The sequence below is a fragment of the Psychrobacter sp. TPE 89C genome, from assembly GCF_055522395.1.
On record NZ_JBVFXW010000001.1, the window covers coordinates 20,501 to 46,379 of the forward strand.

17 protein-coding genes are annotated in these 25,879 nt (G+C 42.7%); 8 read left to right on the forward strand and 9 right to left on the reverse strand.

The window, feature by feature from the left end; translation table 11 throughout:
- The first annotated feature begins 79 nt into the window (after positions 1-79).
- Positions 80-253 (forward strand): hypothetical protein, encoded by a 174-nt coding sequence (locus tag ACZW67_RS00095; RefSeq protein WP_465181692.1) that lies wholly within the window; start codon positions 80-82, stop codon positions 251-253.
- A 142-nt stretch (positions 254-395) separates the two neighbouring features.
- Here the strand turns inward: ACZW67_RS00095 and fdxA are convergent, their stop codons facing one another.
- Together fdxA and mutS are read right to left on the reverse strand one after the other, a co-directional pair.
- Positions 396-719 (reverse strand): ferredoxin FdxA, encoded by a 324-nt coding sequence (gene fdxA, locus ACZW67_RS00100; RefSeq protein WP_110921842.1) that lies wholly within the window; start codon positions 717-719, stop codon positions 396-398.
- Between the two features lie 92 nt (positions 720-811).
- Complete coding sequence (gene mutS, locus ACZW67_RS00105; RefSeq protein ID WP_465181693.1) at positions 812-3,937, reverse strand: DNA mismatch repair protein MutS; 3,126 nt, start codon at positions 3,935-3,937, stop codon at positions 812-814.
- Positions 3,938-4,419: 482 nt separating this feature from the next.
- On the opposite strand from mutS, the gene secA reads away from it, so the two are divergent.
- Together secA and ACZW67_RS00115 are read left to right on the forward strand one after the other, a co-directional pair.
- The gene (secA, locus tag ACZW67_RS00110) at positions 4,420-7,224 is read left to right on the forward strand and encodes a preprotein translocase subunit SecA (RefSeq protein ID WP_465181694.1); all 2,805 of its coding nucleotides are present in this window, start codon (positions 4,420-4,422) and stop codon (positions 7,222-7,224) included.
- 260 nt (positions 7,225-7,484) lie between these two features.
- Entirely contained in the window at positions 7,485-7,754 is a 270-nt protein-coding gene (locus ACZW67_RS00115; RefSeq protein WP_465181695.1) for a hypothetical protein, read from the forward strand.
- A 213-nt stretch (positions 7,755-7,967) separates the two neighbouring features.
- Here ACZW67_RS00115 and ACZW67_RS00120 read toward each other — a convergent pair whose 3' ends face one another.
- The 5 genes from ACZW67_RS00120 to ACZW67_RS00140 all read right to left on the reverse strand — a co-directional run bounded on the left by ACZW67_RS00120 (position 7,968) and on the right by ACZW67_RS00140 (position 13,938).
- The gene (locus ACZW67_RS00120) at positions 7,968-8,555 is read right to left on the reverse strand and encodes a YsnF/AvaK domain-containing protein (RefSeq protein WP_465181696.1); all 588 of its coding nucleotides are present in this window, start codon (positions 8,553-8,555) and stop codon (positions 7,968-7,970) included.
- Between the two features lie 247 nt (positions 8,556-8,802).
- Entirely contained in the window at positions 8,803-9,651 is an 849-nt protein-coding gene (locus ACZW67_RS00125; RefSeq protein ID WP_465181697.1) for a DUF2382 domain-containing protein, read from the reverse strand.
- A 422-nt stretch (positions 9,652-10,073) separates the two neighbouring features.
- On the reverse strand, positions 10,074-11,255 hold the full coding sequence (locus ACZW67_RS00130) for a thiolase family protein (protein WP_465181698.1): 1,182 nt from the start codon (positions 11,253-11,255) through the stop codon (positions 10,074-10,076).
- 107 nt (positions 11,256-11,362) lie between these two features.
- The gene (locus ACZW67_RS00135; protein WP_465181699.1) at positions 11,363-12,721 is read right to left on the reverse strand and encodes a homoserine dehydrogenase; all 1,359 of its coding nucleotides are present in this window, start codon (positions 12,719-12,721) and stop codon (positions 11,363-11,365) included.
- Positions 12,722-13,083: 362 nt separating this feature from the next.
- Entirely contained in the window at positions 13,084-13,938 is an 855-nt protein-coding gene (locus ACZW67_RS00140) for a DsbC family protein (RefSeq protein ID WP_465181700.1), read from the reverse strand.
- A 775-nt stretch (positions 13,939-14,713) separates the two neighbouring features.
- On the opposite strand from ACZW67_RS00140, the gene ACZW67_RS00145 reads away from it, so the two are divergent.
- The gene (locus ACZW67_RS00145) at positions 14,714-15,649 is read left to right on the forward strand and encodes a DUF808 domain-containing protein (protein ID WP_465181701.1); all 936 of its coding nucleotides are present in this window, start codon (positions 14,714-14,716) and stop codon (positions 15,647-15,649) included.
- Between the two features lie 84 nt (positions 15,650-15,733).
- Here the strand turns inward: ACZW67_RS00145 and ACZW67_RS00150 are convergent, their stop codons facing one another.
- On the reverse strand, positions 15,734-20,005 hold the full coding sequence (locus tag ACZW67_RS00150) for an Rne/Rng family ribonuclease (protein ID WP_465181702.1): 4,272 nt from the start codon (positions 20,003-20,005) through the stop codon (positions 15,734-15,736).
- A 1,158-nt stretch (positions 20,006-21,163) separates the two neighbouring features.
- Between ACZW67_RS00150 and ACZW67_RS00155 the strand changes: the two genes are divergently transcribed.
- Together ACZW67_RS00155 and ACZW67_RS00160 are read left to right on the forward strand one after the other, a co-directional pair.
- Positions 21,164-22,174 (forward strand): RluA family pseudouridine synthase, encoded by a 1,011-nt coding sequence (locus ACZW67_RS00155; RefSeq protein ID WP_197099765.1) that lies wholly within the window; start codon positions 21,164-21,166, stop codon positions 22,172-22,174.
- Between the two features lie 127 nt (positions 22,175-22,301).
- Complete coding sequence (locus tag ACZW67_RS00160; protein WP_465181703.1) at positions 22,302-23,015, forward strand: HAD family hydrolase; 714 nt, start codon at positions 22,302-22,304, stop codon at positions 23,013-23,015.
- Between the two features lie 119 nt (positions 23,016-23,134).
- Here ACZW67_RS00160 and yihA read toward each other — a convergent pair whose 3' ends face one another.
- Positions 23,135-23,890 (reverse strand): ribosome biogenesis GTP-binding protein YihA/YsxC, encoded by a 756-nt coding sequence (yihA, locus tag ACZW67_RS00165; protein ID WP_465181704.1) that lies wholly within the window; start codon positions 23,888-23,890, stop codon positions 23,135-23,137.
- A 396-nt stretch (positions 23,891-24,286) separates the two neighbouring features.
- Here yihA and ACZW67_RS00170 point away from each other — a divergent pair, with 396 nt between their 5' ends.
- Together ACZW67_RS00170 and ACZW67_RS00175 are read left to right on the forward strand one after the other, a co-directional pair.
- Positions 24,287-24,622 carry a c-type cytochrome gene (locus tag ACZW67_RS00170; RefSeq protein WP_194195997.1) on the forward strand — a complete coding sequence of 112 codons (336 nt, stop codon included), beginning with the start codon at positions 24,287-24,289 and terminating at the stop codon, positions 24,620-24,622.
- A 493-nt stretch (positions 24,623-25,115) separates the two neighbouring features.
- The gene (locus ACZW67_RS00175; RefSeq protein ID WP_194195996.1) at positions 25,116-25,784 is read left to right on the forward strand and encodes a c-type cytochrome; all 669 of its coding nucleotides are present in this window, start codon (positions 25,116-25,118) and stop codon (positions 25,782-25,784) included.
- Positions 25,785-25,879 lie beyond the last annotated feature (95 nt).

The window sequence follows — 25,879 nt, forward strand, 5'->3', positions numbered from 1 at the left end:
TAAATTTTAAACAAATTGTAGTAGTCTTGATAAGAGAGATGCCTTATTTAATGTTTTTACAGGAATTTTAGGGATAAACATGAAATATATTATTGGTGCGGCACTGATTAGCGCTCTTATTTTCTTTTTAGGCGCTTTATTTATAAACGGTATTGGTGTTATGCCTTCTCAAAGTATATTAGAATATGGGCTCGTAGCTTGGTGCGTACTAATGGTCTTATGCTACCCTTTAGCTAAAAAAATTATGGTTTAAGCTGCGCAATATATTTTATACACCAATAAAAAAGTAATAATTTTTGAAGCTACTTATTTCCAAAAAATGAGACAATAAAAAACCACCTAATAGGTGGTTTTTTATTGCCGCAAGACGGATGAAGCTGTCTCAAAGAGTTACTCTACTTCTCTAAATACTGAATCTTACCTTCCACGCCATCCCACTTTGCCGCTTCTGGCAATTGGTCTTTCATCTCAGTGATATTCGGCCATTTTTGCGCTAACTCTTCATTGAGTTGGGTGAACATCTCTTGGCTTTTTGGTACTTCATCTTCTGAAAAGATGGCATTGGCAGGACATTCAGGTTCGCATAGCGCGCAGTCGATGCACTCATCAGGATCGATGACGAGGAAGTTTGGACCTTCATAAAAGCAGTCCACAGGACAGACTTCTACACAGTCGGTGTATTTGCAAAGGATGCAGTTATCTGTAACGACAAAGGTCATAGTGATGTCTACCTGTTATTGGCTTAGGGCTAAATAGAATAGATTAAAATAAAGCGTATTTTAACGCTTTTACGACTAATTGACAATTCCCTTTAATGACTAATGATTTTCTTTAAATGATAAAGTAAATCATGTGCTTGCTTGGGTGTTAGGCTGTCAGGATCAATTGCATGAAGTTCATCTTGTAAGCTAAACAACTGATTTTGTTGTGAAATAACTTCCATGCTTTTAGTTTGTATGTCTACCTTGTTGACTTCAGCGCTGTCAATACTATTGTAATGCTGTTCACGTTTATCCTTTACTGACTTAGCTAAGTCATTTTTATCATCAATAGGTTGTTCATTTTCCGCTTTTAGATTATCTAACTTTACATTATCTGCCGTTAAGTTATCTAATAAGTAGCGTTTAGCGTCATTCAGCACTTGAGTGGGGATACCCGCCATCTTTGCTACATGTAGCCCAAAGCTAGAGCTTGCTGCACCTTCGCGGATTTGATGCAATAGTAGCAACTGACCATCGATCTCACTGGCCGCAACGTGCACATTACGTATACTAGCGTGATCTTTCTCATTATTTTGCGCCAATTGTGTTAGCTCAAAGTAATGAGTGGCAAATAGTGTCAGGCAGCCAATTTCTACCAACCGATTGACACAGGCGTGGGCGATGGCAAGTCCATCCGTGGTGGCAGTACCGCGTCCCACCTCATCCATTAATACCAATGACTTATCCGTCGCCTGATTGAGAATATTAGCGGTTTCAATCATCTCCACCATAAAGGTCGACTTACCGCCTGCCAAATCATCAGCTGAACCAATACGGGTAAAAATACGATCGATATCACCGATATAAGCACTCGCTGCTGGGACAAAGCTACCGCAATGAGCGAGTAGAACAATCAGCGCAGTTTGGCGCATGTAAGTAGATTTACCACCCATATTAGGCCCAGTAATCATTAGTAGTCGCTCAGCGTTTTCATTGCTGCCTACTGTTTGACCAAGAATACAATCATTGGCAACGAACTGGGTAGGGTGTTTCGCCTTACTTTGAGTAACGCTATTCGTTGGCTGTAAGGCTGCTTCAACGACGACATGACGGCCTTGTTTAATATTGATGCTAGTTTGATTGTGAGTATTTATAGTGTGTTCTGAGTCGTTACTCATCACTGGACGCTGCCAATTATAATCCAAAGCGAGCTGTGCCCAGTTACATAGCACATCTATTTGCGCGATGGCGGCGCTAAGCTGTTGCAGTTCGGCTAAATGACTGCTCAAGACGGTTAATAGCTCTTGATACAACTGTTTTTCCCGAGTTAATGCTAACGTCTGTGCGCTCAGATATTCTGTCTCGACTTCTTTTAGCTCGTCTGTGATAAAACGCTCGCTACTTTTGAGTGTTTGCCGACGGATAAAGTGCGCTGGTGCATTTTTCGCCTGCATTTTGGGCAACTCGAAATAAAAGCCGCTAACTTTATTGAAGCCAACTTTTAGACTGGGCAGTTGGCTATCTTGACGGACGCGCTCGACCATTTCATCCAAAGTCACTTGGATATTGTCATGTAAATGGGTCAGGCGATCAAACTCTTCATCATAGCCAGTAGCGAGCATGCCACCATCCCGAATATGCGCAGGTGGCTCTATGACAATGGCGCGCTCAATCAGCTCAGCTACGGATTGTATGGCAGGTAACTGGGCTGGCAATTGCTGCATAAGCATCGGTAATAGACCAGCATTCTCATGGCTAATGCCTGATTCATTGAGTAAAGTAGTAAGTTGATTGCTACTGGCGATACCCTCGGCAAGTTTACGCAAGTCGCGGGGCTTAGCGCTCATCAGACCGATGCGACTACTGATTCGTTCAACATCACCGATGGCGTGTAGCGTTTCGCGTATGCTCGTGACCAGTGTGCTCTTGGTTTCGTTATTTGCTAATATTTGCTCAGAGCGATTTGGCGAATGTTCTGTATTTAAGAGACTATCTATTGCATCCAAGCGTAAGTTGATACGTGTATGTCGACGTAGTGGGCGCTTCATTTGCTGTACTAGCAGTCGTCTGCCCATTGGAGTCTGGCAGTGGTTTAATACGGATATCAATGAAGTTCCGTTGCTGCTAACAGGCGTAAACAGCTCAAGGTTCTGTTGGCTATTGGCATCGATAATCAGATAGTCGTCGCTATATTCGACGATTAATTGATTGACTTGTGGCACGTGGCGCTGCTGAGTTTGCCGTGCATAATGAATAAGCGCTGCACAGCTAGATTGAGCCAGTGGTGCATCACTAATACCCAATCCATCGAGACGTTGTACTTCAAATTGCTGGCATAGGGTCGAGCTGGCATGCTCAGGATGAAAGTCATTGACAGCGACTTCTATAATAGGGCAGTCAAGATTTTGACGTAACCACAGTATCCACGCTGCATCAGTATTGCCAATACTGTCACTGAGCACTTCACTAATAATGCATTCACTAGGAGCAAAGCGTGCGAGTACTGTCAGCATTTGAGTTTGCAAACCTGCGGTATCATCGTTATCTGCACTGAGAGTTTGTGTGGTCAAAGTCCCAGCGGCCAAGTCCATTTGGCTAATAGCTGCTTGTAGAGGCTGTTTGCTATTCGCCCTAGGAATGGAAATATCAATGGCGACGACCGTAGGCGTATGATTTGGCGCAATTAATGCATCATCTGTAATCGTCCCTGCTGTCAGAGTTTTGACCACTTCACGGCGCATGATGCTACCAGCGGCCGATTTACTTTTGTCTTTCTTCTGCTTATCGCCCATCGCAGGGGCATTATTGCTAACATTGCCAGTGGTTGATTCGTCAATTTGCTCACAGACAACGACTGTCTGCCCAGCAGCAATTAATCGTGCCATATAGCTATCGGCAGCATGGAACGGCACACCTGCCATGGCAATCGTGTTGCCAGCTTTATCCGTACCACGGCGAGTGAGCGTGATATCTAATATGTGTGCTGCACGCTTGGCATCGTCAAAAAACAGCTCATAAAAATCACCCATCCGGTATAGCAGCAGTGCTTGTGGATAGTTGGCTTTCATGGTTAGATATTGCACCATCATCGGCGTATGATCGGCCAAGTTATAAACGCTATCGCCTATCATTAAATGGTCAGCAGTTAATGGCTCAGAGCTGTGTTGAGCGCTAACTTTTTTTGACGTAGTATCTATTGATGGATTAGATTTTTGAGCGGATGGTTTAACGGTCATGCAGAGTCTCTTATAGTTTTAAATATAAATGGTGCTTAAACATTAAATGAATTTTTATTGATGATTTTCAGTAAAGAGGCATTAGATAAGCAGGTTTAAATATTAAATATAGGTATTGCATCAAAGAATAAGTGAGAAAAGTATTAGATGAAGCGTTCGTATGATTTTGGTTGAATCGTACTAAAAACCTTCCTTTATAATGGGTTATAACGAGCGAATTACACCGTAATAAATCCAATAGATTTAAGTGTACAAGCATCATTTTAACACGTCCTACTGAGCTTTTATGTTGGCAAATATCTACTCGTTGCCCTTGTATCCATCAGCACCATAACCATATATAATGGCGTCACACTTAATTGGGCAATACTTCATTAGGCGATACTTCATTAGATAGTACTTAGTCGGGTGATGACAAGGCAACGAGCTAAGCCTTGGCTAATGCGCACTAATTATCGAATATTTCCATAGGTCAAAAAATTATGTTATCAAAGATTATAGGCAGTGTCGTTGGCACTAAAAACGAGCGTGAATTGAAACGCATGCGTAAAGTGGTCAGCAAAATCAACGCACGAGAGGCCGAAATACAAGCCCTGTCTGATGAGCAATTACAGCAAAAAACCGCAGAGTTTAAAGCACGTCATCAAAACGGTGAGAGCTTAGATGCATTATTGCCAGAAGCTTTTGCCGTCTGCCGCGAAGCATCACTACGTGTCAATGGCATGCGCCACTACGATGTGCAGCTAATCGGTGGTATCACCTTGCACGAAGGCAAAATCGCTGAGATGAAGACCGGTGAGGGTAAAACCTTAATGGGTACCTTGGCTATGTACCTAAACGCGATCAGTGGTAAAGGTGTGCATCTGGTCACGGTCAATGATTACTTGGCTGCGCGTGATGCTGAATTGAACCGTCCGTTGTTCGGATTTTTGGGGATGACGGTTGGCGTTATTTATTCGCAGCAGCCACCACAAGAAAAAATCGCCGCTTACCAAGCCGATATTACTTATGGTACCAATAACGAATACGGTTTTGATTACCTACGCGATAACATGGTCTTTAAGTTAGAAGAGAAAAAACAACGCGCCCTAAACTTCTGTATTATTGATGAAATCGATTCTATCTTAATTGATGAAGCACGTACGCCGTTGATTATTTCAGGCCAAGCCGAAGATTCATCGCGTATGTATGCGCTGATTAATACGATTATTCCGGTACTTATTCGTTCAAAAGATGAAGAAGCCAATAAGAATAACGAAGAAGAAGATTTCTGGATTGATGAAAAGAACCGTCAGATTGAAATTAGCGAAAAAGGTTATGAAAAAATCGAGCGCTTCTTAATCGAGGTCGGTGAGCTTGGTGAAAATGAAAGCTTATATAGCCCAAGTCGTTTGCCGCTATTGGCTCACGTACAAGCCGCTATTCGTGCCCATCATGTGTTTGTCAAAAACGTTCATTACATCGTTGATGAAGGCGAAGTGGTCATCGTTGATGAAAATACTGGTCGTACGATGCCTGGTCGTCGTTGGTCAGAAGGTTTGCATCAAGCAGTAGAAGCCAAAGAAAATGCCGAAATTCAAGCAGAAAACCAAACGCTTGCGACCACCACATTCCAGAACTATTTCCGTCTGTATGAAAAGCTATCAGGTATGACGGGTACGGCTGATACCGAAGCGGCAGAATTTAAGTCTACGTATGATCTAGATGTCATCGTCATTCCAACGCATGAGCCGATTGCTCGTATTGATATGGATGACCAGATTTTCTTAACCAAGTTAGGGAAATACAAAGGCATCATCCGCGAAATCAAAGAGATTCAAGCCAAAGGCGCACCAGTATTGGTTGGTACGGCGACGATTGAAGCCAGTGAAGAGTTGTCTTATTTATTGGATCAAGAAAACGTCAAGCATAATGTTTTGAATGCTAAGCAGCATGAGCGTGAAGCCGAAATTATCGCTCAGGCAGGTAGCCCAAAATCGGTCACCATCGCGACCAACATGGCAGGCCGTGGTACCGATATTATCCTTGGTGGTAACTGGCAGTCATTTATTGAAGATATTGATTCTGTCAGTCCTGAAGAAATGCAGCGCCTAAAAGCCCAGTGGCAAGTTAAGCATGACCAAGTGGTAGCCGCGGGTGGTTTGCATATCATTGGTTCTGAGCGTCATGAATCACGCCGTATTGATAATCAGCTACGTGGTCGTGCTGGTCGTCAGGGTGATCCAGGTATGTCGCGCTTCTTCTTGTCATTAGAAGATGATCTCATGCGTATCTTCGCAGGTGATCGCGTCGTCAATATGATGCGTGCGATGGGTCTCAAAGAAGACGAAGCCATCGAACACAAAATGGTGTCCAAATCAATTGAAAACGCGCAGGGTAAAGTAGAAAGCCGCGATTTTGATGCTCGTAAAAATTTGCTGAAATATGATGATGTTGCCAATGAGCAGCGTAAAGTTATCTATGGTCAGCGTGATGATTTACTGGCAGAGATGGATTTGCTCGACGCTCTTGAAGTGATGCATCGTGAAGTCTACAACGCGATGATTAATCAGTTTATACCGCCGGGATCTATCGATGACCAATGGAATGTCGATGGTCTCGAAGATGAGCTAGAAGACGAGTTCAAAATTTCAATGCCGATTAATGATTGGCTTGATGAAGATCGCCGTTTAGATGAAGAAGGCCTGCGTGAAAAAATCGTCCAAACAGCGTTAGAGCGTTATCATGGTCGCCGCGATCAGATGGGTGAACAAGACGCTGCTCAGCTTGAGCGCCACTTTATGCTCCAGAGCTTAGATAAGCATTGGAAAGAGCATTTGACACAGATGGATCAGCTCCGTAAAGGTATTCATCTACGTGGCTATGCACAGAAAAACCCTGAGCAAGAATATAAGCGTGAATCGTTTGAGTTATTCCAAATGATGCTTGGTGCTATCAAATCTGAGACCGTACAAGACTTATCACGTGTACATATCCCAACCAAAGAAGAGCTAGAAGCGCTAGAGATTCAGCAACGTGAAAATGCGGCTCATATGCAAATGCAGTTCGAGCATGATGGTGTTGATAACCTAGATAGCAACGACAACAGTAACGAAAATAGAGCCGCTGGTCAGGCGCAAGCCCAAAGTAGTGCTCTAGGTGGCGGTGTTGCAGCAGCTGGTGTGAGTGGTGCTATAGCAACAGGTGATGGTGAACCAAATCCATATGCTGGCTCAAACATCAGTCGTAATGCACTTTGTCCTTGTGGTTCAGGCCTCAAGTACAAACAGTGTCATGGGAAAATATAGTTTCAATTGTCCATAAATAAATATCAAAAGTGGGTATTTTAGCATTAGTAGTGATGCATTAGTCGCGTATTATGAAAGGCCCTTATCTGCAGCGGATAGGGGCTTTTTCGTAGTCGCTAGTATCATTCTATAATTTTTCGATAGTAAAGCCGATCCGGTTAAAATTCTCAGTTATGCTGTATTGATTGCTTACAAATTCGGTATAGGCGTGAATTTATCGAGAGGCTATAGTGTTTAACATGTTTATTTGGGAGTGTATTATGAGTGTAGAGTTATTAAAACAGTTACGTGGCTCAGTAATGTTGACTGCGCTGCTTGCGGGCGCTCTATCTATTAGTGCCTGTCAGCAAAAGTCAGAGACAGACGTCGACATGGCGTATGGTGCCGATACTGAAGAAACAGTGCCGATGTCTGCTGAACCTGCTGAACCTAATAATATAGTTATCGATACATCAGATACATCTGTAGATAAAGTCGAAGAGGGTAGCGTTATTTCGGTAGATGAGGATAGCGATAGTGATGTTAACTAAACATAGTCGTGCAAAATAAGATAATCATAACTGTCACGATGCACTGTTGGTATAAGTTTTTCTCAATTGCTGCATATAAAGCTCGCTAAAGGTTTTAATAAATGTATCCCAGAAATACATCATCTTGTATAAAGTGAATCAATGATAGCAGTCAAAAAAAGCAACGTTATCGTTGCTTTTTTTATCTCTAATTTTGGGGAAATTGGTCAGACATTATTTATTTGTAGTACCAGATTCAGACTCATGTCCTAAAAACACTTCTTCTGTCACATCTAACTCTTCATGCTTAAGCGCTACTTGAATAGTGTCGGTATGCTTATGTGTGGTCTTGCTGATATCGACTTCTTGGATAACATACGTATCTTTGGTAATAGTGGCTACTTGGCGAGATAAGACTATTTCGATAGGTTCATCACCAATTTCAATTTGCTTACCGTTGACAGTGACGACGGCTTTACTATCAAGTGATGGCTCAACATGACGCAGTATGTCCTGCTTATCGTAATCACCAGATAACAGATCCTGACTGGCCGCATCATGGTATTCAGTGCGAATAGTAATATATTCTTCCACTAGCTCGATAGGGACATCAATGGTTTTGGTGCGCGTATGTTTGGTGACGATTACTTTGCCCACATCTAGGCGTTCTTTGTTGATGACAGGACGTTCTTCTAACAGCTCTAAGTAGCCAGATTTCTCTCCATTGCTGAGTTTTTTTATATCACGTTCTTGATTAGATAGTATGACTTGCTCATCATGGGTACTGTCTTTGTGAAATTTATTATTGTTATCAATCGTCATCATAATTTCCTTATAATTGGGCAGTATTTATAGTTATACAGCTAATGGAGCGTCAATACTAAGAAGTTTGGTTGATTTAACGTTATCATTAATTTTGTCAGACTCATTAGCAAAAAAGACCAGAGACATGCTCTGATCTTAATTAATTAAGTAAATATCTTTAGTTGCTTATTACTATCTTACTACCGTATTTTGCTTTAAATACACTTATGGCTAGAGCCTAGCAAAGATACGATGGCTTGGCATATTACATACCACGAGCACGGCGTACGTCTTCTGCAGTGATGCCATCACGGTCTATAATGTTACCTTCACGGTCGACTACGTTACCGTCGCGGTCAACATCCAACTCTTCACGCTGAATAGCCTCAACGATAGTTTCGGTATGGCGTTCAGTCGTTTTGCCAACATTTACTTCTTCAGTGACATAAGTTTCTTTACCGACACGAGCACGTTCAGCCTGTAGCTCAACTTCTACGGTCTCATTGCCATTTACTTCACCGATACGGCGGTCTGTTGGACGATCCACATTGGTACGTTGAATATTGGCATGCTCTTCTTCTAGCTCTACGTCTACGTTACGCTCTTCAGTCACGATATGCTTACCAACTTTTACTAGGCCTGCAACGATACGGTCTTTATTAACGGTCAAACGTTCTTCTAGTAATTCTAGTGTGTTTGGTGCGTCATAGGCATGGTCTTCAATTTCCATACGTTCAGCAACAGGAACGGTGTCAGCGACAAATGCTTGACGGTCTTTTTGATACTGGTCTTTATAGCTGTATTGATAGTCGTGATCATATACTTCCATCGCTTCAACTTGTGCTTGCGTTAAGCTATCGAAGAACACGTCATCTCCAACGATACGAGCCAAACCTGCTGGTACTAGCACTTCTTTTGAGCTGAACCAACCGCCTGCATCGACGATTAAGTAACGGATGCGACCAGTCGTGTCTTCTACTAGTGCGCCTTCGATTTTACCGATTTTTTCTTCATTGACACCATAGGCAGTTTTGCCTGTTGGATCATAATAGTCGTCACCGATAAGGTCTTGGTGAGTTGCTTGAATATCTTTTAAACGAATTAGTTGGCTCATTGTTGTATTCCTTTTTTATGAGTTAATTGTTAACAGTTATTGTAGAAATATCATATTTTTGAAAAGTTATTTTTATAATAAAACGTGTACTAAGTCATTAGGAGATGCTTCTACGTTGACTTGAAACAATCCTAACATCATGATTTTTGATGAGATATATGAGCAAGGTAGCAAAGTGTGCACTTGAAGTAATTGCGTGTAATAGGCTGTAAGTGGCATAACATAGCTAGGGGTATAAGTTAACGCGACTTTACAGAGAGCAATGTTCTATGCGTGTTGAGAATTGATAGACACAAAAAAACCGCAGAGCGATGAGCGCTGCGGTTTTTGAATACTAATGAAATTAATAAAATTCGAAGCTATCAATCCAGTTTGAAAATGCTAAGTCATTAACAGGTTCAAATCTTAGTTAGTTTGGAATACTAGGCAAGTTCTATTGCAACAGCAACGGCTTCACCGCCACCGATACATAGGGTAGCAACGCCTTTTTTGCCACCAGTACGCTTTAGAGAGTTGATAAGCGTGACTAAGATACGAGCACCAGAACAGCCTACTGGATGACCCAGTGCACAAGCACCACCTTCGACATTGACCTTAGCGTGCTCAATTTTTAGCTCGTCCATAGCAGCCATCGTTACCATGGCAAACGCTTCGTTGATTTCCCATAGATCGACATCCTCAACTGACCAACCAGCGCTAGCCAATACTTTCTCAATCGCACCAATTGGGGCAATGGTGAATTCGCTTGGATGACGAGAGTTAGAAGCAGTCGCGATGATACGCGCTTGGTAATCTAGACCTTCAGCTTTTGCTTGAGACTCTTTCATGACGACAACGGCAGCAGCACCATCAGAGATTGAGCTGGCGTTTGCAGCAGTGATAGTACCGTCTTTTGCAAAGGCAGGACGTAAGGTTGGGATACGGTCAGCATTAGCAAGCGCTGGCTGCTCATCAGTATCAACGGTTTGCTCACCTTTACGAGTTTTAAAGGTAACGGCTTCGATCTCGTCTGCGAAGTGACCATCTTTGATAGCGGTTAGCGCACGATTCAGCGATTCGATAGCAAACTCATCCATTTGCTCGCGTGTATAGCCTTTTTCAATTGCCATTTCTTGAGCGAACATGCCCATGAGCTTACCAGTTTCAGCGTCTTCTAGACCATCTAGGAACATATGATCTTTGACTTCTTTATGACCCATACGATAGCCGCCACGCGACCCTGGCATGAGGTAAGGTGCATTGGTCATAGACTCCATACCACCAGCAACGGCAACATTAAAGCTACCTGCTTTGATACCATCATGTGCCTGCATCACTGCTTTTAGACCTGAGCCACATAGCTTATTAATAGTGACAGCACCAGTAGCATCAGACAGACCAGCTTTACGCATGGCTTGACGTGCAGGACCTTGACCCAAACCTGCGGTCAGGATACAGCCCATGATAACTTCATCAATGCTATCAACACTCACACCTGAGCGCTCAACAGCAGCTTTGATAGCAGCAGCGCCAAGATCTGTTGCGCTCATATCTTGCAACGCGCCTTGGAAGCCGCCCATTGGTGTACGTGCGCCGTTTAGAATTACAATTGCATCATTTGACATTGTTATTATTCCTTTTTACGTATTTTAAATGAGAGTATCTTACGTTAATTAAAATCAAACATTTACTAATGATCAAACGCTGATAATCTAGCAGGTCTTTGACTTGCTTACGCTAGCTCATCTAAGCGAATGCGTACTACTTTATCGGTAATAGTATCTAGCTTTTCAATTTTTTCAATTGCCAGATTCATCTGACTCTCGACTACAGGCAGTGTCAAGATAATTACCGGTACTTGACCCACTTTATGCGCAGGCTTTTGCAAAATCGCATCAATATTGATACCAGCATCACTTAGAATGCGCGTGATATCCGCGAGTACACCCGGATTGTCGCTAGCATGCACACGCAAGTAGTAACCAGTGGTCATCTGCTCGGCACGCAATATCGGTGTATCTGATAGCTGCTCAGGGATAAAGGCCAAGTGCGGTACATGGTGACCATGGTTGTTTTGATTATTGCTACTTTGGTCGTCATTGTCTGTACTACCCAATACGCGAACCAAATCCATGACATCGGCCATGACAGCAGAAGCCGTCGCGCCAGCACCAGCACCATCACCACAATAGAGCGTCTGCCCAAGTGGGTGAGAGTTAACCAATACGGCATTTTTTACGCCATTAACATTGGCGAGTAACGCATCTTGCGGGATAAGCGTTGGATGTACACGTAGCTCAATACCAGCGGCATTATTGTCGCCTTGACCATCACGGCGTACGGCAAATCCTAAATGCTTGATACGGTAGCCAAGCTCTTCCGCATAGTTCACATCTTGTAAGGTAATACCAGTGATGCCTTCACAGTAGACTTTATCAAACTGTAATGGAATACCAAAAGCGATAGAGGCGAGTAGGGCCAATTTGTGCGCTGCATCAATCCCTTCAACATCAAAAGTTGGATCTGCTTCAGCATAACCCAGCTCTTGCGCTTCGTTCAATACGTCTGCAAACGGGCGACCTTTGTCACGCATTTCAGTCATGATAAAGTTGCCAGTACCGTTGATGATACCTGCAAGCCAGTCGATTTTATTGGCAGCGAGTGCTTCACGCATCACTTTGATGATTGGAATACCGCCTGCCACGGCTGCTTCATAAGCAACATGGACGTTATTGGCTTCAGCAAAAGCAAAAATCTCATTACCATGCTCAGCCAACAGTGCTTTGTTTGCAGTGACCACATGCTTGCCATTTTTAATAGCGTGCATGATGACGTCTTTTGCTAAGGTCGTACCGCCGATCACTTCGATCACAATATCGACATTTTCGCTCGCAGCAATTGCCATCAAGTCGCTGTTTTGAATAATATCGGGATCAATATCATCACGCTGACGGCGCGTACCGACTTCGGTAATAATAATATTGCGTCCGCTACGGCGTTTTAGCTCATCTAAGTTATCATTAATTAGATTGATCACGCCCGTTCCGACGGTGCCCAGACCAAGTATCGCTAGTTTGATGGAATTGCTCACAGTATCCTCAAGAGGTTAAATATAATGAACCAAGTATAAAGCCATTACGAGTCAAATTTGCGAATAGTATTCAGCATATTTTGACAGTAGTCGTATTATCGCGGCGCCATTATAGTTGAATAAAAAATGCTCAAATAAAAGTATGCTGCAGATTTTTCATAGCGCTTTATCGTATCATACCGACAAGCAGTTGTGACGTCTATACAATGTCGCAATCGTTATACAGTCTATTCTAGATAAGTCAGACATGTGGTTAGGTTTGTTCCATCCACTATGTGTCGTACTTTCACTCGCCTTGCCTATATCTGAATTATCTCGAACCAACGATAAGTGTCACAAATAATTAAATCATCTGATAAATTTTAGTTAGCGCCAGCAGCTTCTGCCAGTTGTGCTGCAGGTAAATAGCCGCCAATTTGTTGTCCTGCTTCAGTAAAGATAGCTGGAGTACCACGCACGCCAAGTTTGGTACCAAGCGCCATATGTTCTTGCACAGGATTGACACAGCTAGGCGCTTGAATATTGGCACCTGCTTTTGCTTGATTCATTGCGGCGTGACGATCTTCACTACACCAAATGGCTTCCATCTTTGGCACGGACTCTTGGCTGCGTGGCCATGCTAAATAACGCACTTCGACACCGCGCGCATTGATATCATCTATCTCTGAATGCAATTTACGGCAATAACCACAGTCGGCATCGGTAAAGGCATAAATGATAGCCTTCGTTTCGCCTTTTGCCGGATAGATAACCATGTCTTTTTTATCAACTGCTTTTAGTGCTTCTTGGGCTGTAGTAGCAACCAAGGCCGCACTAATATCGACAGGAGCACCTTGACCTACCGCGATGATTTGCCCTTGAATAATGTGCTTACCAACCTTGTCAGCAAAGAAAGGAGGTAACCCTTCTGCTGTTACCCAATAAATCCCGTCCATATCAGTTGGTACTGCTGAAATAATTTTCTCTTCGATGCCAGACGCTTTTAAGTTTGCTTGCAACGCATCTACCACAGTAGCATCGTTACCCGTTGACGTTTTAGTGGTGCTGACGTTGGTCTTTGTATTGTTGACAACACTGGTATTGCTGGTTGCATCCGCTGCATTATTTGAGCAGCCTGCCGCCACAACAACAAGCAAGGCACTCATCATAAAACGAGATAAGTTACTTTGAGGAAAGCGCTTACGAGCCAAGGTGTTTTTTACAAAGGGAAGTGGCATATGGGTGTCCTGTCGGCATCGAGCCTAGTCATAAATTTTTTTGAGAAAGAAGGTGATGAAATTACATATATGATAGTGCATGAAAAACCCCTTAAGATTTTGAATATTAAGGAGATTTAGGGAAGTATCGGTCATGTAAGGTAAGTGGTAATGCCGTCTATATTAACATATTTATGATAAATAACAGCCACAGGCTATTGGTCTATAGTCGGTTCAATATAATTTCGATACAAGGAAACCTAGTGCAAGTTATACATTAGTATGCTTAGCTAGGATGACGATGTGGCGGATTTATATGGACTTGACTATATATAGACTATGATTATAGTGCTACTGATAAAGGCAGACTCAAAAACTAAGATACATTTGTACTATTTAATATCTATGCTTGTATCGCTAGGCTATTAATATAAGTGGTTTAATTTAGGGCGTGTCATCAATTAGCACATAAATATATTTAGTGGCCTTAAAATGGCTAAATTTTGCTAAACATCGTCAGTAATTTTGCCAATATGTTCATATTAACGGCAATTTCTTCCTTGTTTATCTACAATTTTTCTCATTTTAAGCCTCACAATCTAATTGATGATACGCCCTAGTTCAGATACAAGGAAGGTGAGTAAAAGCATCGTAAATAGTAGGTTGAGCGACTCTAAAACCATATCTGGCTTATATAAGATTAACCGTAGCAGTATTTAACATTGTTTTTATCAGACTCTATATAATAATACGCTTATCACTATTTATTTCAAAAAATTCATAATAAGGAACACACATGGCAGGCGCCAGTTTATTACTCTTACTTGATGACATGAGCCTATTGATGGATGACGTAGCTGTCATGACCAAGGTAGCTGCTAAAAAAACAGCCGGTTTGGTTGGGGATGATTTAGCACTCAACGCTGAGCAAGTAACTGGCGTTAGACCAAGTCGTGAATTGCCTGTCATCTGGGCAGTGGCCAAAGGCTCGTTCGTCAATAAACTTATCTTAGTACCAGCTGCACTACTCATCAGTTACTTTATCCCCTGGTTAATTACCCCATTACTTATGGTGGGTGGTCTATACTTGAGTTATGAAGGGGCTGAAAAAGTTATTCATAAGTTTTGGCCAAAGCTATTACCACATGACGAAGTTCATGAAGCACGACGTGCGGCAAATGCCGATGATAATGTCGATATGGTCGCGTTTGAAAAAGAGAAAATCAAAGGGGCTATTCGTACTGACTTTATTTTGTCAGCTGAAATCTTAGTCATCTCTTTAGGCGCAATAACTGCAGCAGGAGCAGGTATCTTAGAGAAAGGGATTGTGCTTTCTATCGTTGCTATTGTTGTGACCATTGGTATTTATGGTCTGGTTGCTGGCATTGTAAAAATCGATGATGCAGGTCTACATTTGATTGAGAAGCCAGATGCTAGCGATGGTACTCGCAGGCTTGGTCAGTTTATGCTGTCTGCTGCGCCAAAGCTAATGAAGTTTTTATCGATTGCTGGCACGATAGCTATGTTCTTAGTGGGTGGTGGTATTATCGCCCATGGTATTGCACCTTTAGAACACTTTTTAGAAGGTGTTGTGCATCAGATAGGGGTACTAGAAGGTTTGGTCACTATGTTGCTGCATGGCATTCTTGGATTCGTGGTTGGTGCCATTGTTTTATTTATCATCACTGCCATCAATAAAGTGCGCGGTGGTAAAGAGTCTACTGCTCATTAAAATTTATAGATTCTAGCTAACAGTCAATAAAAAGCCCCGCATATTATATGCGGGGCTTTTTGCGTTTAGAGCAACTATTAACTATTAACTGTCTGAGTTATCACTATCCAACTGTTCTGCTTGCGTTGGCTTCTTATGATCCGTCTTAGGTTTACGAGTACGAGCCTTTGGGACTTTAGGTGTGGTTAAGTTGAACATACCTGTCTGAGGTAATAGTTGCTCAGCCACATTTTCGATCATGTTTTTATAACTGGCTATCGTGGTTTTTGACTTTGCCGCCTGAATTTCTTCTTTAGTAGGCTCTTCTACTTTAGCTTCAGGTGCTGGTTCGATAGCAGTGTCAGCAGTTGCTTCATCACTTGTGACGCTAGTCTCTTCGGAATCTACGTTTTCAACAGCCGTGTTTTCTTCAGCTGGCTGGTTGGTAGATTCTGATAAGGCTTGATCTGCCTCTAACAGCTGTTCGCTATCAGCACTGACGTCGTCCGTTTGAGCCTGACTGGCTAGCGCATTGGCCTCTACATTATGAGCATCTACTTCGTTCTCCGCTTTTTCAGAGACCATTTGCTCGGTATGAGTATCAGCCGCTTGTTCAGTCGGTAAACTTAACACTGCTGGCTCCTGATAATCAGGGTGCTGACCACGTGGATCATTGCTAGCACGTTTGCCGATGGTGCGAGGTTCAACGTCTGTTTTACCTTGCGTGGCTGCAAACTGACTGACTGCTTGGGTCATCGTTTCGAAGCGTGCTAGATAGTCCGCTGCCAATGGTTGATAGCCGTAGTTGCTAAAATTAAAGCTCTGAGTTGCAAGCTCGTTACTATCGATAGCACTTACAGTTGTACTGTTATCAGAGTTTTGTGCTTGCGCCATGTGCAAAGCAACTGTCTCGATAAAGCAGTTGATCACGCCATCTGCTGTTAAGCGAGTCTGCGCTTCTGGCAACGTAGCACGAATAAACTCACCAACCGTACCGCGAATCGCTGGCACGCTTACAGCTGCTTGCTCGTTGACTTGAGGCTTTGGCGTCACTTGTGCCTGCTGACTAAGCACAACACGTGGATCGTTGCTGGCTTGACCAAACTTCTCAGCAGTCACGTAGCGTGTCGCAAATAATGCTTCATGTGTCAGCTCAAGTGCTGAGTTGCTCTTGGTACTGTCATTATCATTGCTACTACTATTACTAGCCTCTACGCTAGAGCTAGTAGTCTGAGCGCTCGCAGCACTCTTAGCATTGTCACCCTCACTACTGCTCTTAGTAGTTTCATCAATAGCAGCTTTATTAGTAGTAGCTTCATCAGTCGTATTCGCTTGCTGAGACTTATCTACTACTGGCGTGCTATCTGCTTCGGCAACTACTGGCTTCACAGTGTCAGATGCGCTTTCTGTAGCACTTTTGGATACTGACTGCTCATCTACGACAGGTTTTTTGACATCGGTGTTAGCAGCAGCTTTCACGACGTTGTTTTGGTCATCATGGCTATTGTCTTTAACAGTGCTATCAACTTTAGCTTCGCTGACTTCTACAGCATTATTGTCCGTTGTTTTTTCAGCCGTTACCTTAACATCAGACGCTTTTCTATCAGTGCCTTTTTTATCAGCGCTTCTGCTATTAGTTTGCGGTTGAGCATTAGGCGCTTTGGCTACTTCATTTTTCGCAACGTCATTTGCTGAGCTTGGCTTTTCAGTAGGTTGAGGTTTTGCCTGTGTTGACTTACTGTCATCTAACGACAGATGCACAACTTCAGACGGCTTAAGCGCAGCAGGTGCTTCGTTGACTTGTAGCACGACTTCGTTAGGGTTCTGATTACGGCGCGTATTGGCTTGGTTTCTACCGCCGTTATTGCTTGCCGTCGCTTGCTGATTGTGTTGTTTAACATTTTCAGCTGTTAGCGTTTCACCGCGCTCTAGCTTGCCACGTGAGCCGCGTTGGGTGTGCGATTTACGTTTAGTACGAACTTGCTCCTCTGATGCTTCGCTTTCTTTGTCATCAGTAGCGCTGCGCGCGTTTGCATTGCGGTTACTGTTTTGATTATTGCTATCTTGACGATTGTTGCGATTGCGATCATTCGTACGTCTATTGTCATGCTGACGTTTGTCCTGATTGCTCGACTGTTTGTCGTCAGTATTATTTGCGACATTATTTGCGGCATTCTCTGACGTGTTGCTATCAGCATCGCTACTTACATTATTGCTACTCTCATCCGTTTGATCTTTTCTTTGACGCGGCTTAGAAGATCTAGATTTACGCGGTTTACGTCTTCTTCTGTCTTCATTATTACTATCATCGGTGTCGCTGTCAGAGGTACGACGATCCTGTTGACGATTGGTGTCGCTATTTGACTGCTGAGCCTCGTTCTTCTGATTACTGTGCTGCTGAGTTGCTGGCGCAGGGTTAGCTGCAGTAGTCAAAGCATTGTTATCAGTTTGTCCAAATGAGCCTAAGCTTTGTGCGCCAGTGTTTACTAGTGCTTCAATGGCTTCTGCTGCATCACGACTGCTTACGCTAGGGGTTGTCGATGCTTGTGGTGCTTGAGCAAATAGATTTGACAACCATGCTACGGCTTGTGGCTGTGCAGCCGTCTCAACATGTGCAGGAGCTGGTGCTTGAGCCGCTACTGGAGCAACAGGGGCTGCAACACTTTGGCTTTTGCTGGCTTGCGGTGCACGCGCAGATGAAACGTTCGTGGCACTTTTATTGTTGCGATGATCGTTGCTATGCTCAACGGTATTGCTTGGCTTATTATTAGTCTTATTATCTACTGCTTGACGTGGCTGGCGAGTAGGCTGTTGTTCTGGACGCTCTTTTTCAGCCGTTTGCCAGTCAACTTCATAGCCTAAATCGCTATGTTCTTGGGCGGTATCCGTAATACGCTCATAGCTCGATGGCGCAAAACCATCACGGTTGAAGTGCAGTTTGAAGTTTGGTGATTCCAAATGTGCGTGCGGTAATATCGTGATGCGAGTGCCACTGTCTTGCTCAAGATAGACTAAGCTGTCACGTTTTTCATTTAATAAGAATGCTGCGATGTCAGTTGGTACTTCTGCTTGTACTTCACCTTGACGTTCTTTAAGAGCGATTTGCTCAATTTGACGCATGATAGATAGTGACAATGAACGCAAGTCACGAATCATACCGTTACCATGGCAGCGTGGGCAAATATAGCCAGTTGATTCTTCTAGTGAGGGACGTAGACGCTGACGGCTCATTTCCATGAGACCAAATTTAGAAATATCACCAAACTGGACGCGTGCACGGTCATATTTGGTGGCATCAATCAGACGTTTTTCCACTTCTTTTTGATGCTTATTGTCATTCATGTCAATGAAATCAATGACAATCAAACCACCCATATCACGCAAACGTAGCTGACGAGCAATCTCATCGGCTGCTTCTAAGTTAGTGTGGTAAGCGGTCTCAGCGACATCTGAACCTTTGGTCGATTTTGCTGAGTTGATATCGATAGAGACCAATGCTTCCGTTTGGTCAATTACGATTGAGCCACCTGAAGGCAAACGCACTTCACGCTGATAGGCGGTTTCGATTTGTTTTTCGATATTAAAGCGCGAAAACATCGGCTCATAATCAGTATATTTGCGTAGCTTTTCTGCTTGTTTTGGCATCACTGCATCGATAAAGCCTGCCGCTTCAATATAAGCGTTTTCATTATCGATCCAAATTTCAGCGATGTCATCACGTAGATAATCACGAACGGCACGTGTGACAACGCCCGCTTCTTGGTGAACCAAGCGCGGTGATGGGTATTTTTGGTTTTGTTCTTGGATGGCTTGCCAGATGTTGAGTAGATGGTTCAAGTCATGTTGCAAGTCTTCTTGAGTTTTGCCAATGCCAGCAGTACGAATGATGACACTCATACCTTTTGGCAAATCAAGATTGCTCAGCATACGCTTCATATCTTCACGAAGTTTGCCTGAGATTTGACGTGAGATACCACCGCCGCGAGGGTTGTTCGGCATCAATACCAGATAGCGACCTGCTAATGACACATAGGTCGATAGGGCAGCGCCTTTGTTACCACGCTCTTCTTTTTCAACTTGGACGATTAATTCATCGCCTTCTTTGATCAGTTTTTTGATATTTTCGTCACGTGGGTTACCGCTTAGATATTCAGCAGAGATTTCACGAATCGGTAAAAAACCTTGACGCTGTGAGCCATATTCAACAAACACCGCTTCTAGCGACGGCTCGACACGGGTCACATGACCTTTATAGATGTTGGATTTTTTTTGTTCACGGGTACGGTTTTCTAAGTCGAAATCGTACAGGTGGTTGCCTTTACATAAGGCGACACGAATTTCTTCGTTTTGAGTAGCGTTGATCAAAATGCGTTTCATATTTGTATCCTATGAGTACGCATAACAACGACGAGACGGGCTTTAGGGCGTGATAGCAAGTATGGCTAATGTGTTATTAGCATTGGTAGACGTTAGTCAACGGTAGAACGTAAATGATGTATTTAATAAAGCGCTTGGGCTTTTTTAATAGCTTATTTTTACCTAAAGCAGGTTAGCAGTGCTAACGTAAATATAAATCATATAGGGTGTAAGGCTATTTATTCATATCTTATTATTGATAGGCTTGGTTTAAATGTTCATGCGTTAGCATACTATTAAATTTTCATTATCAGTAAGTTCTGTTGGTAGCGATGTCATCACGCTTTGTAAGAGCAGTCGACGGTCAGTTACTGGCTTAAAAATATTGAAAAGATATATCGCTGTTGCAGTCAATCCATCAAAGTCTAGCAATAATATCGCTGTTATGAGTACTATCATATAAAATAGTTATTCAGCAATTATCTCTCTAGGTAAAGCAATTGGTCATTCTTTATTTATCGTTCTTTCTAGTATAACGTCAATAATATCTTGGGTGTTTTAAGGTTAGGCATCGCGGCTTTGGTTATTAGCGGGGCGTACTTGGCAAACAGAATAAAGGACCAGGCTATCGGCGTGGTGCTGTATTTACATTGTTATCGTCATCTGTTTGACCACCAATACTTAGGCAGCTATCGATATACTTTTCGATCCTAATGCTAAATCACCCATACTTGCTCAGCTACGCTCGCATAAAGGACTATCAAAAAATGTCATTGTTATGCAGGTTGTGAGTCAATGTAGTGTTATTAGCGATTGATAAATAGGCATTTTGCCAAATTTATTAATGCTGAATTTATTAACACAAAGGTATTTAGTGTCACTATTTAATGTTATGGCACTGCATAAAAGTCAGTGCTGTTCTTTCAATTTATGGGCTAATATCTATAAATATCGGTAATGGATATTTTTAAACAGATAGTACACCCTAAAATTAGATGAAACGTACAATCTTGGCAGGGTATACAGCTTATACCTTGTTGCTAGCAAGTAGCAAAAATGGTGGCCAGCTATCTGAAACAACAATGATTATTGCCGCAGCCTCTGCTTAATTGTCGCTCAACATGCTAAACTATAGCAAATCTTTGTGTAAATACCTAACTAAAAATGACGAACTCAAAAATGACTGAAGACGCACCTACCCACGAAGCTCCTGCTATCTTTAATAGCAAAACACGGCCGCAAAGCGCTGACGATGAAATCAGCAACTTTGGTAAGGTTAATTATCTTGAAGTAACACGCCATCAGCACGACCAACGCTTGGATAACTTTTTGTTGAACCGTTTGAAGGGTTTGCCAAAACCGCATATCTATAAAATGATTCGCTCTGATGAAATACGTGTCAATAACAAACGCTGCAAAGCGCACGATAGAGTACAGCGTGAAGACGTGGTACGTATCGCGCCAGTGGTACTCGCTACTCGCGAAAAACCAATCATTAGCACCGAGTTTGCCAAAAGCTTGCTGGCACGCGTGGTTTATGAAGATGAAGGGATGCTAGTGCTGAATAAGCCTTCTGGCATCGCCGTTCATGGCGGTAGTGGTTTGGATTTTGGCGTTATCGAAGCCATGCGTGAAGTGACGGGTAAAAAATACCTAGAGCTGATACATCGTATTGATAAAGATACGTCAGGTCTGTTGATGATTTCTAAAAAACGCTCAGCACTAAAAGCATTGCAACAGCATCTAGTAGATAAAACTATTCAGAAGCATTACTTGTGTATCGCAAAAGGCCAACCAGCGCTAAACGAGCAACGTATTGATGCGTCATTACTACGCTATACAGTCGCTAGTGGTGAACGCCGCGTCAAAGTAGATAAGCAAGACCCACAATCTAAAGAAAGCCAGACAGATATTGTCGTTCATGGCCGTTTTATGATTGCTGATCAGCCAGTGAGCTTGATCGAAGCCAAGCCATTGACTGGGCGCACGCATCAAATCCGTGTGCATTTGGCTCATATTGGCCATGCTATTTTGGGTGATGATAAATATAACGTACATGACAAGTCAGGTGTTCATCGCCTGTGCTTACATGCATGGCGCTTAGATATCCCAGGTTATGAAACCATTACCGCACCGCTACCAGATGACATGGCAGATTGGCTACCAGAGCAGATTACATTGCCTGAATAAGTAGCACAGTCAACGCTTTACCTGTTAAGTATCCACCCTAAACGTCACGAACTCTTATTTTTCCTAATAAGCCGCCGTGACGTTTTCGTATCTACACTTTATTATCGCTATTCGCTAAGGCCTATTCATGAGTGAACAATCTGTAGTCAGTACTACAACTTCTACCGAAAGCGCTTCGTTATTAGTCAATCATCAGTTAGCAGATAAGACGCTGATTATCTTTGACTGGGATGGTACATTGATGGACTCAATTGGTTTAATCGTTGAGTCGATGCATGTGGCAGGGCAGGCACATGGGTTTCAGACGACCGATAAAGCCGTGCAGGACATCATTGGTCTTAGCTTGATGAATGGCATTGAGATTTTGTATCCGCAAGCAGATGAGTCGCAGAAGCTGGCTATTCAACAAAGCTATGCAGAGTACTATATTGCCAATAGCCACAGTACGCCGCTTTTTGCTCCTATAGAATGTATGTTGCAGACTTTGCAGCAACAAGGTAAAAAGCTAGCGGTCGCAACTGGTAAAAAGAGAAAGGGCTTAGATCGTGTGTTAGATGCTTCAGAGAGTCATCATTATTTTGTGATGACGCGCTGTGCTGATGAAGCAGGATCAAAACCTGATCCGCAGATGCTAACTGATATCTTGGATTATACACAGCAGCAAATCGCTGACGCTGTATTTATCGGAGACAGTATCTACGATATCCAAATGGCAACTCAACTCGGTATGACCAGTATTGCTGTCAATTATGGAACGGCCTCTAGTACTGAGCTCGCTGCCCAATATCCTACTTATCAAGTCGACACACCAGAAGCACTGGCTAAAATTCTATGTGGATAGTGTCAGGTTAAGTCGCTTAGCTATTTGATAGTGCCGCGACAATATGATTATCTGTGATAATAAAAAAAGGGTTTATCGATAATAACGATAAACCCTTTTTTTATGGCGGACTATGAGAGCTATTTGCTATCGTTTTGAGTGCCTTCTTTTTGAATAGCATCTTCTAGCTCTTCACCTTCTAATAGCGCAAAAGAGGATTCGATAATTTTGTCTGCATCAAGCTGATACTCATACCAGTTGCCCATAATACCTGCTAATTCATCAAGACCTTCTTTTCTTAGTGCTGAAAACAGCTGAATAGTACAATTCAAGCCAAGTTCTTTTAGCCTTTTACGAGTATTCAGCAAGGCATTTTTAGAGGCACCATACTTCAGTTTATCTGCTTTGGTTAGCAAGATATGTACTGGCAGTTCGCCATCATTTGCCCAACGTAGCATTTGCTCATCAAAGAATTTCAATGGATGACGAATATCCGTCATAAGCACCAAACCTGCAAGGCTCGAGCGTGATACCAGGTATTCTTCTAACTCAACCTGCCATTCTTTTTTCATCTCAAGTGGTACAGCTGCATAGCCATAACCAGGTAAATCCACCAAGCGTCTTTCAGTATTACCAATACTGAAAAAGTTAATCATCTGCGTACGCCCAGGTGTCTTAGACGAACGTGCCAATTGACGTTGGTTGGTCAAGGCATTGATGGCAGAAGATTTACCAGCGTTTGAACGACCAGCAAAAGCGACTTCTAACCCCATGTCAGGTGGGCAAAGACGAAAAGTAGGTGCTGACATCATAAATTCAGTTTGCTGAATTTTCTGACGGGATTTGGTGTTGAACACCGCATGTTCGGCGGCGACATCTGTAAACGGGGTATTCATAAATGGCTCATTAATCTTAAAAAATCAGATACGGTTATAAAATTTGATTTAGCTGGTTGTGAAAGCGGTGCATTCGACAAAAGACTGAGCAACGTTGTGCGTTGCAATTTTCAGTGTTCATGGGTCGTAAAAGCAGTCGTTTCAAATTACTGACCATTCTATACTATTAGTGGTCTTACTTATTGAAATAACTGCAATTAGCATCATATAAATAGCAACACAACATTAAAGTCATGGGTACAAGTTATCGCTATAGCAAATGCATTACCAAAGCGAAACTCGATTTATCTATATTTAGATGACATATATTGTTACAATATTCAATAAGATACAATAAATGGAAGACGTTTAATAGGAAGAGTGATTAAACGAATAAGACAGCAAAAGGGGTGTTATATGATTTCAATCACCACGCTTTTTAGCCAAGCTCGCCGTGTTTTAGTAGCTAGTGTTTCGACATTAGTACTAAGCACCGTTGTTATGACCAACGCAAACTCTGCTGATACCGCCACGACCTATAATAACTCATGTGCAGCCTGTCACGATAGTGGGGCGCTAAATGCAATTAAAAAAGGTGATAGTGCGAAATGGCAGCAGCTCATAAAGCAAAAAAGTATGCCAACGCTGATCAATTCAGTCAAAAGCGGTATGATTCAAATGCCTGCTGGTGGTCTCTGTGACGCTTGCAGTGATGATGACTATCGTAAGCTCATTGAGTATATGAGCAAGTAATAGATGCGGGAATAAGACAAAGTCATACTAAACAAAGCGCTGGGTTTTACGACCTTTATGCGCTTTTTATGTTTTGTGAGTATCCTAGGGCGTGTCCTCAATTCAATCGATAGTCATCTAAATGGGTTAAAAATGGCTAAATCTTGCCAAACGGCGTCAACTAGCTGACTAATATCTCGATATTATCTGCGCTATTTTCCTTGTTTGACTGCGATTTATCTCATTTCTATCACCATTTTTAAAATGAGGACACGCCCTAGCGTGCTTTGTTAGAAAAACTGACGGATGTGACGATTAAGTAGGCAAATGCTACAAAGTCTTGCTATAATAATCGAAAATAAACCCTGATGTTAGTAAGTACTTTCAGATTGTTTGTGGCCAAGACCTTAAATCATATACTTGCCTCGCTAATTATAAGGCAGTTTGTATCAGGTATCTTATTAGTACACTCATTCTCAATAATACTTACACCGAGTTAGTAGGATTTGTATCAATGAAAAAGTTAATCGCTGCTGCCAGCTTATGCGTTGCAAGTTTCAGCGTACAAGCTGCTATTATTGTTCCTGAACACGACGTCAATGCTGGTAAGCAAATCGCAGAAACCGTATGTGCTGCCTGTCATGGTGCTACTGGTGTTAGTGTTGTCCCTGCGCAGCCTAACTTAGGTGGCCAAAACGTCAAATATCTTTATAAACAGCTGGTCAATTTTAAAGCGGGTTACCGCAAGAATGGCATCATGCAATCGCAAGTTGCGAACTTATCGCAGCAAGACTTGGCCAATGTGGCCGGTTACTATGCTAGTCAAGCACCTTGGGGTGTTGGCTTCGGTAATCCTGCGACCAATCAAGCAGCCTCTAAGTTATTCTTAGGTGGTGACAAATCACGCGGCGTTATCGGCTGTGCGGGTTGTCATGGACCAGATGCTGCTGGTAATACTTGGGCAGCATTTCCAAAGCTAGGCGGTCAGCACGCAGAATACATATCTACTCAGCTAAAACTCTTCCGTGCCGCTGGTCGTGTCGATGATATCGACAGTGATGACCAAAAGAGAGTCAACGATGCAGCGAAAGAAGGCGAGATGGGTATGATGCAGACAGTTGCGTCGAAACTATCAGATCATGATATCCGTATCTTGTCAGACTACGTAAGTGCTGTTCACTAATTTATTAATACTTTTTACGAGTACGTAGTAGATGCTTCGTAAGTGCCGCTACTGATCTCTAGACCGTATAGCCGTCATTGTTTTATTATTAAACC

Bases quoted from the DNA above. Each gene is read 5' to 3' on its own strand.
- ACZW67_RS00095 (WP_465181692.1), top strand. From the start codon at position 80: ATGAAATATATTATTGGTGCGGCACTGATTAGCGCTCTTATTTTCTTT.
- fdxA (WP_110921842.1), bottom strand. From the start codon at position 719: ATGACCTTTGTCGTTACAGATAACTGCATCCTTTGCAAATACACCGAC.
- mutS (WP_465181693.1), bottom strand. From the start codon at position 3,937: ATGACCGTTAAACCATCCGCTCAAAAATCTAATCCATCAATAGATACT.
- secA (WP_465181694.1), top strand. From the start codon at position 4,420: ATGTTATCAAAGATTATAGGCAGTGTCGTTGGCACTAAAAACGAGCGT.
- ACZW67_RS00115 (WP_465181695.1), top strand. From the start codon at position 7,485: ATGAGTGTAGAGTTATTAAAACAGTTACGTGGCTCAGTAATGTTGACT.
- ACZW67_RS00120 (WP_465181696.1), bottom strand. From the start codon at position 8,555: ATGACGATTGATAACAATAATAAATTTCACAAAGACAGTACCCATGAT.
- ACZW67_RS00125 (WP_465181697.1), bottom strand. From the start codon at position 9,651: ATGAGCCAACTAATTCGTTTAAAAGATATTCAAGCAACTCACCAAGAC.
- ACZW67_RS00130 (WP_465181698.1), bottom strand. From the start codon at position 11,255: ATGTCAAATGATGCAATTGTAATTCTAAACGGCGCACGTACACCAATG.
- ACZW67_RS00140 (WP_465181700.1), bottom strand. From the start codon at position 13,938: ATGCCACTTCCCTTTGTAAAAAACACCTTGGCTCGTAAGCGCTTTCCT.
- ACZW67_RS00145 (WP_465181701.1), top strand. From the start codon at position 14,714: ATGGCAGGCGCCAGTTTATTACTCTTACTTGATGACATGAGCCTATTG.
- ACZW67_RS00150 (WP_465181702.1), bottom strand. From the start codon at position 20,005: ATGAAACGCATTTTGATCAACGCTACTCAAAACGAAGAAATTCGTGTC.
- ACZW67_RS00155 (WP_197099765.1), top strand. From the start codon at position 21,164: ATGACTGAAGACGCACCTACCCACGAAGCTCCTGCTATCTTTAATAGC.
- ACZW67_RS00160 (WP_465181703.1), top strand. From the start codon at position 22,302: ATGAGTGAACAATCTGTAGTCAGTACTACAACTTCTACCGAAAGCGCT.
- yihA (WP_465181704.1), bottom strand. From the start codon at position 23,890: ATGAATACCCCGTTTACAGATGTCGCCGCCGAACATGCGGTGTTCAAC.
- ACZW67_RS00170 (WP_194195997.1), top strand. From the start codon at position 24,287: ATGATTTCAATCACCACGCTTTTTAGCCAAGCTCGCCGTGTTTTAGTA.
- ACZW67_RS00175 (WP_194195996.1), top strand. From the start codon at position 25,116: ATGAAAAAGTTAATCGCTGCTGCCAGCTTATGCGTTGCAAGTTTCAGC.